This window comes from Dokdonia donghaensis DSW-1 (assembly GCF_001653755.1).
In the GTDB taxonomy this organism is placed as follows: Bacteria; Bacteroidota; Bacteroidia; order Flavobacteriales; family Flavobacteriaceae; genus Dokdonia; species Dokdonia donghaensis.
This window is the reverse complement of sequence record NZ_CP015125.1, coordinates 2,091,001-2,102,015: the sequence shown is the minus strand read 5'-3', so window position 1 is coordinate 2,102,015 and position 11,015 is coordinate 2,091,001. Positions and strand designations below refer to the sequence as shown.

At 36.7% G+C, this 11,015-nt stretch carries 8 protein-coding genes; 5 read left to right on the top strand and 3 right to left on the bottom strand.

Annotated elements, in window-relative coordinates:
- Positions 1-14: 14 nt before the first annotated feature.
- Both I597_RS09260 and I597_RS09255 read left to right on the top strand, forming a co-directional pair.
- A complete protein-coding gene (locus I597_RS09260; protein ID WP_152594938.1) occupies positions 15-1,214 on the top strand; it encodes a hypothetical protein in 1,200 nt (399 codons plus the stop codon).
- The gene (locus I597_RS09255) at positions 1,211-2,725 is read left to right on the top strand and encodes a glycoside hydrolase family 2 TIM barrel-domain containing protein (RefSeq protein WP_035324986.1); all 1,515 of its coding nucleotides are present in this window, start codon (positions 1,211-1,213) and stop codon (positions 2,723-2,725) included. The genes I597_RS09260 and I597_RS09255 overlap by 4 nt, the downstream gene beginning before the upstream one ends.
- On the opposite strand, the gene I597_RS09250 is transcribed toward I597_RS09255, so the two are convergent.
- The 3 genes from I597_RS09250 to I597_RS15100 all read right to left on the bottom strand — a co-directional run bounded on the left by I597_RS09250 (position 2,726) and on the right by I597_RS15100 (position 5,993).
- Positions 2,726-3,928: a glycosyltransferase gene (locus I597_RS09250; protein WP_035324987.1), complete on the bottom strand. Its 1,203-nt coding sequence runs from the start codon at positions 3,926-3,928 to the stop codon at positions 2,726-2,728.
- A gap of 682 nt (positions 3,929-4,610) precedes the next feature.
- Entirely contained in the window at positions 4,611-5,849 is a 1,239-nt protein-coding gene (locus tag I597_RS09245; protein WP_035324988.1) for an oligosaccharide flippase family protein, read from the bottom strand.
- 9 nt (positions 5,850-5,858) lie between these two features.
- Entirely contained in the window at positions 5,859-5,993 is a 135-nt protein-coding gene (locus I597_RS15100) for a hypothetical protein (protein WP_257724718.1), read from the bottom strand.
- 821 nt (positions 5,994-6,814) lie between these two features.
- Here I597_RS15100 and I597_RS09240 point away from each other — a divergent pair.
- The 3 genes from I597_RS09240 (at position 6,815) to I597_RS09230 (ending at position 10,931) form a co-directional block, all read left to right on the top strand.
- A complete protein-coding gene (locus tag I597_RS09240; RefSeq protein WP_035324989.1) occupies positions 6,815-8,836 on the top strand; it encodes a tetratricopeptide repeat protein in 2,022 nt (673 codons plus the stop codon).
- A 171-nt stretch (positions 8,837-9,007) separates the two neighbouring features.
- Positions 9,008-10,303 (top strand): AAA family ATPase, encoded by a 1,296-nt coding sequence (locus I597_RS09235; RefSeq protein WP_035324990.1) that lies wholly within the window; start codon positions 9,008-9,010, stop codon positions 10,301-10,303.
- The gene (locus tag I597_RS09230; protein WP_035324991.1) at positions 10,293-10,931 is read left to right on the top strand and encodes an RloB family protein; all 639 of its coding nucleotides are present in this window, start codon (positions 10,293-10,295) and stop codon (positions 10,929-10,931) included. The genes I597_RS09235 and I597_RS09230 overlap by 11 nt, the downstream gene beginning before the upstream one ends.
- Positions 10,932-11,015 lie beyond the last annotated feature (84 nt).

The following is an 11,015-nucleotide window of genomic DNA, read 5'->3' as shown; positions in this document are numbered from 1 at the left end:
AATTAGTTATTTATATGAGTATACTCATATGCTTCGGTATGTCTAGTTGTAAAGAAGAACCCGTTGAAGTAACATCTACGCCTATAACACTGTCTATAAATAACATAGAGGATACTACAGTTACAGAAATGGGAATCTACATTACCACGATGGGTGACACTACTATTGCTTCAGGACAGGCTTATCTCATTCTCTCTAGTACCTATGCTACGATTGTTATAGAGCCAGAAGCGATTAATAATACACCACAGTTTTATATTCCTCCTAGTTTTACAAAACGCAGTGGCGTGGTACATTATAGCCTATATCTTAATGATAAGGTTACGCAAGAAGGCACTTTTAGACTAGTGCCCAACGCTACTCAACTAGGCACTGTAGAGACTTATCTTGGGCCACGTAGTATTGTTGCAAATGTGCGTGACTACACAATGCTCGTGAGTATCCCGACAGATACACTAGATAACACACTGCCAGATAATACAAAAGTGACTCTCAAGTCACAGTTTAAATCTAATATCACGACTACATCTCACGAGCTTACATCTGGCTTTGTGTGGAAACGTATTTATGCTCCACTTAAGACCGGCCGAGTAAGTACGGGAAGTACGATTGAAAACATTTCGTCTAAAGAGCTCGTTGCAGATGTGTTTCCAGATGTTGCTCAAGATTTTACAATCACCGCAAGTAGTAATCACAATTATGCAGATGGTAATGAAATCATCACATTTAATAGTTCGCAAATACGCGATGCACACGGTAATGTAATGACAGACGGGACACTCGTTACCTTTTTTATGACAAATGCTACAGGTGCCCACTGGCAGCTTACAGCGAGTACTATAAATGGGTACGCTTTCGCGAAAGCGTTACACCCACACTTCCCTACCACTTGGAATGTACGGGCAGCAGCGACAGGTATTGCACAGAGCAAAACCATTACTCAAGAGTTTACAGCTATCATAGACAGCATCCCGGCACCACAAATCAACGAAAGAAATCTAACCGTAGGCCCTCTAACAAGTTACCTGGGGCAGCTAGTACAAAATGGAATAGATGTACAAATTACTATAGACGAGAACACTTACAACGGCTTAACCAAAAATGGATCTAGCGTCTTTTATCTTAAAGAAGAAGACTATCCCGCAGGAACATATGATGTAAACATTGAGACCCTAGGACTCGAGGCTACATACAAAATCACAATTACAGATTGAAAACCAATAAAACGCTATATCGTATCTTAATTTTGGCTGGATTTATTCTCATAAATGCGGGTATCCTCTATGGTATAAGTCAGGTGATTGCATTTTTAAACACGGGTGCAGACAGAAGTAAGATGCTTCACCTAGATGAAACAAAAGAGCGTCACTATGTACCACAGGTGACGTGGGAGTCTATTGAGAATCCTGGTAGACCTATGGAAGAAGCAAATCTCACAAGCATAGAAGAAGATTATCTAGACGCCTGGTATGTAAAGAATAGAGCTTTTTACACAGGTGAAAATGCTGGAGTTTTTGATCATTTTACAGAGCAAGCCCGCGGAAAAGTTGAGGACTTAATCACATTAAACAATGAGGAAAACGTATATATAGAAAGTACAACCCTCACCCATCACCTCACGCTAGAATTTTATAGCGCAGACGGCACACTGGTTGTACTAACAGATCGCAATGTCACAGGTGTAGAACGTGTTTTTAAGAACGAGCAATTTCTAGTAGAGCGCTCTTTTAATGATGATTATAAAATCATACTACTACTAGAAGATGGCTTCTGGAGAGTACGACATTTTGAAAAGATAGCCTCACATCCAGTAGATGATGCTCAAAAAGAGACAATCCCACTTGATCTTGCAATGTTAGAAGGAATCAACTATTACCCACAAGGGAGCCCTTGGGATACCTTTGGAGCTATGTTTAGTAAAGATACCCTCATCACAGATTTTAAAATTGTTAATAACCTCAAACTTAATTCTATAAGAGTCTTTGTGGGATTTGAAGATTTTGGCAAGGCGCGTGTTCCGCGAGAAAAGCTTGAGAAACTCACATCACTTCTAGATGAAGCGCAAGCAGCAAATCTTAAGGTTGTCGTCACTCTTTTTGACTTTTATGGAGATTATCGCATACAAGACTGGACTATTACAAATGCTCATCTATATAGTATCGTAACACATTTAAAAGACCATCCTGCTTTATTAGGATGGGATATAAAAAATGAGCCTAATCTAGATTTTGAAAGTCGTGGGCAACGTGAGGTTTTATCGTGGCTGAGTCAAACGATAGATTATCTCAAGACCATAGATAATACACACCCAGTAACTATAGGCTGGTCTTCACCAGAGGCCGCATTGCATCTGGAAGATAAGGTAGACCTTGTCTCTTATCATTATTATAAAGACCTCAAAAATCTAGGTGCTGCTCACAAATCTATTACAGATATAACTAGCAAGCCTGTGGTTTTACAAGAATTTGGTCTAGCAGCATACAATGGCTTATGGAATCCTATAGGCCCAGATGAAGAAGACCAAGCGGCATATTATACCGAGTTTTATAAAACCCAGAAAAGAGATAGTATACACTATCTCTCTTGGACACTTTATGATTTTAGGGATATACCGAGTGAAGTGGCTGGCAGATTACCGTGGCGAAAGAACAAACAGGCTTTTTTTGGAATTGTTAATACACTTGGGGTGAAAGACGATGCCTATTTGGTCATTAAGAACAGGTAATTATGCTACCATTAATGTGGTGTTTTTTGTTCTTCTTGATGTGCCATTAAAAACATCTATATACATTTGAGCAATACGGCTCATAGGTAATGCTGTTGCTGCTTGATAATTTGCTTTTGCTATTTCTGTTCTGTAAGCTTCGTTTGTTACTAGATTTTGGATTCCTGTAGCAAGACTGTGCATACTTTCTGGATTAAAAAACTCACCTCTGTATCCTTCTTCTTTTACAAGAATACCAAGATCTCCAAGGTCTGGCATTACTACTGCCTTACCATAACTTCCTGCTTGATGTAATACTCCTGAGCTTCCCGTTGTAGATGTGTATGGAAAAACAACCATCGCACTTTCTGAAAAGATTACAGGTACATCTTCTTCTTCTACATAACCTGTAAATGTAAGATTAGGAACGTGCTTATATACTTCTTGAACTTCTGCTAGGTATCCTGGTATGTTAGGACTATCTGTACCAGCAATTACGATCTCAAGATCACGACCAGTTTGCTCTCTTACGATTTGAACAGCTTCTATAAGTATTTCTACTTTCTTGTAAGTTCCAAATTTTCCGAACGTCATTATTTTTAAAGGACCTGGTGCTACATCATAAGATGGCTCTTCTGGAATTTCAAAGGTACCGTGAGGGATGAGTACACAATTTTTTGCGTTATACTTGTTTTCTAATATCTCTACATATTTACTGATGGTAAGTGCCACAGTATCTGCTTTAAGTACCACACGGGTGAGCATCTCGCCAATGAAGTTATATGCCTTTATTTTTAATTTATTACTTGTAAATCCTGCACTATCTAGATCTACAGTTTCCATTATATTGTGAAGTAATACCGTTGTTTTTACTCCCATCATTTTTGATACCCAAGGGGAAAACAATCCTAGCGCTGCAGCTACCTTATTATCTCCAAACTTCATAAACTGTAGGTTATAAAGTACTGCGTCTGGTTGTGTTGCTCTTACGGCTTTTGCGATAGAGAATACATTTTTAAGGCTATTGAATTTCCAGCATTGCTTTACTGTAATCTCACATCCGTCTTCTTCAAAGGTTATATCTGCTTGGTCTGGAGTTACATCTGTAAGAAGTACTAGTTCTGTTACTTCTTGGTTTTGACGAAAGTGCTTTACTAAGTGGTATGCATATTCGTTTAAAGTTACTTTGCTCGGTGGATAGGCCGTTACGATTGCTAGTTTCATAATATATAGATTTGATGTTGTTGTAGTGATTTGTATTGTCTTATGCTGCTGCCTGGTAATAGTTAGACTGATTATTAATTTGCGCATATAATTCGGCAACTGCTGGCTCTGGATAGCTGAAAAACTTAAGTGATTTTTCTTCTGAGATTTCGGCTTGTAAGCTTTCTAAAACTCTTACTAGTTTCTTAGTTCCTTTTTTAACCTCACATAGATTTATGATGACATTATCTTCTACAGATAATAGTGCTTTAAAGTATCCTTTTACTTCTTGTACGTGTGTGTTTGATACTTTTCATTTGATACAAGTTATTCCGTAAATGTTGTTTATTTATAGTGCCATAATATTTGTTTTTAAGTAGTTATGTTTTTTTGATAGTACAAATATGGGGCTTTGTTTTCGCGAAAGCGGACGAAAAACGTTTACTCGACCGTTAGTATAGACGAATGGTATTTGATCTTCGATAAACGATTTTTGACTTTCTTACAATTACAGCTCACATAGGCTAAGTCACTATAATGCAGCTACTAAGGTTAGATATCACCAGATGGAGATTTGATATGGATAAGGTGTATATAAAAGGGTATTATACCCCTCCACAATAGACTTGAGTTAGTCAAAACAAAAACCCTCTCACAAAAGCAAATGCTTATGTAGGAGGGCAACTACAATTTGGGGAAACTGTTACTTTACTTGCATCTTCCAGAAATAAAGTAATTGAGCAATGAGTAAACTTCCCATTGCAACTACTTGGGCTAAAACAACTTCAAACAATGAATCGTGGAATAATATGATTAACACTATTTGTAACACTCCAAAAATGGCAGCAATTACTATAGGTTTATAATGATCTAGGGATAGATAGTAGTAGGCAAAAATGTTAGATAGGGCAAAAAAAGATGTCGCAAGTGCATACCAACCTAATAATGGAGCAATAGACATATACTGTTCTCCAAATAATATTTGTACTGCAAATGATGGAAACAGAAATGTAAATAACACAATACCACTAGCAAGGGCTGTGATATACCCTACATACTTCATAAGTACAGGTACAGAGTTCTTACCTTCCTTGCGCATAGATACTACTGTAGGTAATAGTAACATTACAAACATCCAGGTTACAAAATAAACTACGCGACCTATAAGGGCTAGAGATGCATATAATCCTGCATCATAAGATGGAAAATAGTGTTTTACTAAGAGTATATCACTGCTGTTACAAATGATCTGGGTAAGCTCATAGCACGCAGTAAGTACAAAGAAGTTCATAACTGCCTTGCTCTCTTTTGAGGTAAGGGCAGATTGCACTGCCTTTTTAGACGTTAATTTTTTAAATGGAAATACACCTGCAATAAATGAGATTGCGATTGCTGTAGCTACCGCGACAGACGATTCTATATTGAAGAAAAGTAATAATGCAAAAGTAAGTGCGAGTCTGTATACCATTTCTAATTGGTAGGTGATAGATAATGCAATAAAGGATTTACGTCCTTGAAGATTTCCTCTGTTTACGCTCATTATGAAATAAAGTGGGACTGCTATTCCAAAAATGGTAAACATTACAGAAGATTCTGTTTGAAAAAGTGTTTGCAACGATCCTGCAAAAACTACAATTGCCGCACCCAATATGATTCCAAAGGTGGTAGCTTGTTTATAAGCTCTTTGTACAAATGCTTCTTGTTTTGACTTGTCAAACTCCGTTGTAAACTTGGCAACTGCTAGCTGAAAAGTCATTGCAACAAATGATAGTACAAGCAGCAAGGTGATGAGAATAGCAGCATCTGCAAAGGCACCAGGGCCTAGTACTCTACCCAGTCCTAAATTATAGAAGTAGTTTCCTCCGTTTACCACAAAGGCACTGAGCATAAATATTTGCTCGGGAGAGAGTATCTTTTTGATTTTGTGTTGTATAGCGATCATAACTAATGATTAATAAGTCATTAACTGGATAACCGGCTTATCTACCTTTCTGTGTACTACACTTAATGTATTACTAGCTTGTGTATTTCTAGCGTTTTGTACTACTCTTAATGTGTTTGAGTTATTTATTACTGTAAGTCCCATAATTGTTTTGTTGTTTGTTTCTGGTACAAATATGCGAGCAATTAAGAGGCTTTCGGTTGAAATTTCGATGAGTAGAATTTTACTGTAGACGAGTGGTCGTGTTTTATCTTTAAAGCATATTTTGTGTTATGTCTCTTTCGCGAAAGTTTAATGTGATACTATATAAGGTGTGGGTTTTGGGGGTTTGGGGTGTGCTTCTTACTAAGATGTGAAGCATTTTCTCCCAGCCTCCTCTTCGAAGAGGAGGAGTACACAACAATGAAAGCCCCTCTTTGAACTTGCCTCCGACGAGTGAAGTATGAACGAGAGGAAGGCACCTTGGGGAGATGTTGGCAACCAACTTCTCACTCAAACTCAAAACATCTCCTCCCAGCCTCCTCTTCAAAGAAGAGAAGCACACAATGAAAGCCCCTCTTTGAACTTGCCTCCGACGAGTGAAGTATGAACGAGAGGAAGGCACCTTGGGGAGATGTTGGCAGCAAGTGACTTTAAAAATAAAAGGAAGGCAACTTTGGGGAGATGTTGGCAACTAACTTCTCACTCACACGCAAAACATATCCTCCCAGCCTCCTCTTCAAAGAGAAGGAGTACACAAAAATGAAGCCCCTCTTCGAAGAGGGGTTGGGGAGATGTTGGAGGCAAGTGACTTTAGGAACAATAAATAGAACCTTGGGGAGATGTTCGCAACCATCCCCCCCTCAAAACTCCATTCACACTTTACGCAACCTCCACCAGTCGACGATAAGTATCGACGAATTGCAGATACATTAAGATTGAATCCTTTATATATTGCCATAACTTGCACTTGTAAAACATACGCAATGAGACAACTAACATATATTATTCTTTTCCTACTAGGTGCCACAGCATACAGCCAAGATATGTCTGCAGGTTTCACTTTATTAGAAACTGGGAAATATGAGGAGGCAAAAACATTTTTTGGCGAAGTGCTTGAAGACTACCCAGATAATAAAACAGCAAGACTCTGTTACGGTCGTGCTCTAGGGTTGAGTGGTGAGAGTGGCAAAGCAAGAACACTTTTTACAAACCTCAAAGCAGACTACCCTACAGATTTTGAAGTGGGCTTAAACTATGCAGAATCTCTTTTATGGGATAGTGATTTTGGCGCAGCAAAGGATTTTTATGAAACCCTTGTTGCCAAAGACAGTACAAGCTTCTCTGCCTTACTCGGTTATGCAAACACGCTTTCTAACCTTAAAGAATATGACGCTGCAATCACTTATGTAAATAAAGCACTTACTGTACAACCTGGCAATGCAAATGCTGCGGGGTCAAAAAAGTTTATGCGTTTGGGTAAAGCAAACCAACTTACAACCGCTTTTCAATACGATGCGGCTATACAATTGCTTAAAAGTGCTCTAGAGGATATGCCTAACGATGAGCAAATCATAAGTGCTCTTGCAAATACGTATATCGCAAAAAAGGATTATGACAATGCAAATACGATGTATAACCAACTTTCAGACACATTAACATCGCAGGTAGGTAAATCACTAGTTGCTCATTTACAGAAAGACGACAAGCTTGCATTAACACTGGCGCAGGAGAGTATCGCTTTCGCGAAAGCGGACACTACAAAAATCATCACCGCAAACGAGCGCTACATACAAGCACTCATCTGGAACGGAAAATATGCCACAGCAAGAACTGCCATTGAAGATCTTAAAAGTACCTTCCCGACTAATGCGCGCGTGGCTGCGCTTAAGGCAACTTTAGGGATGTACACGGGGACTTTTAAAAAGAGTATCGAGGTGTATAACGGTATCCTTGAGAAGGACAGCGCCTCTTTTGACGGAAATCTCGGCATTGCAAATGCATACCGTGCACAGGGTAATCTGGATGAGGCGTACGCTTTCGCGAAAAATACCTTAACCTTCTACCCTAACCAGAAAGACGCTACTGGGTTAATGAAAACAATAGAAAGTAGCCTCGCTCCCGTGATCGAAACACGAGCTGCATACACCGAAGATAATGGTGACAACCAAGCATACTCGGCTGGACTGACCGCTACGTTGCCATTTACAAGTAGGTTTAAAGCTATATTTTCTTACAACTACCGTACTACCGAAAATATGACCACAAACACGATGGCTTATAACACAAATGCAAGCCTTGGAGCTCATTACAGAGTCATAAATAATACCTGGCTAGAAGGTACATTGGGGTTTGTAAAAGCAGATTCAGATGCAAATGAGTATACAGATGTAAATGGATCTATTTTTGTAAAGTCAAGACCTTTTCCGCTTCAGTTTTTAGAGGTGGGTTATAGCAGAACGTTACAAGATTTTAACGCCGCACTGCTAGATGAAAAAATCTTTATGAATAACTATTCCCTTAACTACAATATGGGAACAAACATAAATCTAGGTTGGTATACTGGTTTAATGCACACGCAGCAAACGGATGGAAACTCTCGTAACTTATTATTTACTTCTTTATACTATAACTTTACAAAAAAACCAACGCTCAAGGGTGGTATCAATTACCAGTATGTAGGTTTTAAGGATCAAGTACCTACGTTATATTTTAGCCCGTCAAAATATCAAGCAGTTGAGTTGTTTTTAGATCTTACTGGGCAGGCAGGAAAGTGGAGCTATGCAGGAAACGCTGCAGGAGGTTTACAAGTAGTAGAAGATGATGAGGCTACTACCCTTTTTCGTGTAGAAGCCAGAGTACAATATGCCATATCAAGCCGCTTCCAGATGGGAGCCTATGGTAAGTACAGTAACATAGCCTCTGCAACCGCAGCAGGATTTGAGTTTATGGAAGTAGGCTTAAAACTGAGATGGCAAGTGCTTGAAAAAGGAATTATAAAGATGTAATCTTGAAGGCTACGAATTCAAGCAATAGAAAAGTCCGGACAACTATCTAGTTCCGTACTCTCTTCATAGACTTTCCTGTTAGTAGTAAGCTAATAAATACCAAAATTAACATCAACCAAAACACTCTTCGCCTTATATTTGTAAAACATTTACAAATTAAGACTAAAAATTATGATAATTAATTTTAGTATACAGAATTTTGGTTCAATAAAAGAAAAACAAACACTTTCCTTTGAAGCAACTAAATCAAACGATTTAGAAGATTACTACGTTATTAATACAGACAACAACCTTAGACTATTAAAGGTTGCCTTAATATATGGCGCAAATGCTTCTGGAAAAACTACTATTTTAAAAGCTTTAAACTATTTTAGAGAATTGGTTCTAGAACCAGAAGAAAAGAAGACTGATATCTTAGATTTTAATCCTTTTCATTTTGATAACAATTCTCTGAATGATAGTACTATCTTTTCAATTGAATTTATACAGAATAATATTAGATACTCATATGAAGTAGAATATTGTAAGAAAGCCATTTTAAGTGAAGAGTTGAAATATTATGACCCTAAAAAAGCTAGTGTTTTTAAAAGAACAACTGATTTAAATAAACAATTAACTGAAATCACTTTCGGTAGTAAAATAAAAAAAGACAAAACCTTTGAAAAAAACCTTGAAGCGAACACTTTATGGAATAATACGGTTTTAGGAGGTTTTCTAAAAACAAACATAGAACTCTTCCACTTGAAAGAAGTAACAGACTGGTTTTCTCAATACCTAAACCCCTTAGTACAAACTAAAACTGAACTTGATGGATTTATCACTTCTGAAATAGAAAAATCCAAATTAAAAAAAGAAATTTTAGTAGATATACTGAAAAAGGCTGATTTTAATATCTCTGACATTCTAATAAATGAAGAGGAAAAAGTAGTTGACGATAAAATGTTAAAAGTTTTAGAGGTACTTGAGATGCCAGAGGATATGATTGAAAAAATTATATCAAATCCTTTAAAAAAATTGGAACTTGAACACACAATTGACGGAAAAAGATATTCACTCCCTTTTAAATTAGAATCTCAAGGAACTCAAAGATATTATGGTTTTGCTGGATTATTAAGTTTATTAGTTAATTCAAGTATAGCTTTTCCTATTGATGAATTAGAAGATTCATTACATCCTGATTTATACATACATTTTCTATTATCTTTTTTAGTTAATTCTAAAAAATCTCAAATTATTGCAACAACCCATAATCGAGAAATATTAAATAATAAAGATTTATTCAGAAATGACATCATTTGGTTTACAGACAAAGATGATTCCTGTTCTACTCAATTATATTCATTATCCGATTTCGATAGTTCTATTGTTAGAGATACGACTAACGTTTTAAATGCATACAAAGCGGGAAAATTAGGTGGAACACCAAACCTTGGCGATTATTACTTGAATTTTGAGTATGAGAACTAAAAGAAATACACCCAAAAGAAAACCTAGATATGCTTTTATTGTTGAAGGGGAATGTGAATTTTGGTATATCCAAATGCTTAAAAGAAATGAACGTTCTTTAAGAGTAGATTTAAAACCTGAAATTCCTCAAAAGAAAAAACTAAAAGACCAATTTAAAAAAGTAATTGAATCTTCTAAAGAGTATGATAAGGTATTTTGGTTATTGGATTTTGATGTTTTAATCAAAGAAAGCAGAGAAGTGAAAAAAGGAGCCAAAACGCCTATTCAATCCTTAAAGGAATATATTCAAAAAATCTCTTCCAAATACGATAATGTTGAGGTTATAATTAATAATCCTTGTATAGAATTTTGGATTTTGCTTCATTTTGAAAGAACTGGAAAATTTTTCAATAATTGTGAGAATGCTATTAAGCAATTAAAAAAACATTTACCAGATTATGAAAAAACTCAAAAATATTATACTAAACAAAATAATGACATTTATAAGAAATTAAAACCACATTTAGATGTAGCCATAGGTAATTCTAATAGAGTTAATGATTTTGATTTCAATAATCCTGAAAATGGAACTTGTCAAATGCATTCAATTTTTGAAACGAAATCGATAAAAGATGGACTTGAAAAATAAAACCTACTGCCAACAAACAACTCATTTAAAACACAAGCCTAGCTCAACTCCCCTCAGTAAGCACTTCTAAGCTAATCTTAACCT

Coding starts and splice junctions, on each gene's coding strand:
- I597_RS15100 (WP_257724718.1), bottom strand. CDS start 5,993: ATGGGACTTACAGTAATAAATAACTCAAACACATTAAGAGTAGTACAA.
- I597_RS09230 (WP_035324991.1), top strand. CDS start 10,293: ATGAGAACTAAAAGAAATACACCCAAAAGAAAACCTAGATATGCTTTT.
- I597_RS09235 (WP_035324990.1), top strand. CDS start 9,008: ATGATAATTAATTTTAGTATACAGAATTTTGGTTCAATAAAAGAAAAA.
- I597_RS09260 (WP_152594938.1), top strand. CDS start 15: ATGAGTATACTCATATGCTTCGGTATGTCTAGTTGTAAAGAAGAACCC.
- I597_RS09240 (WP_035324989.1), top strand. CDS start 6,815: ATGAGACAACTAACATATATTATTCTTTTCCTACTAGGTGCCACAGCA.
- I597_RS09250 (WP_035324987.1), bottom strand. CDS start 3,928: ATGAAACTAGCAATCGTAACGGCCTATCCACCGAGCAAAGTAACTTTA.
- I597_RS09245 (WP_035324988.1), bottom strand. CDS start 5,849: ATGATCGCTATACAACACAAAATCAAAAAGATACTCTCTCCCGAGCAA.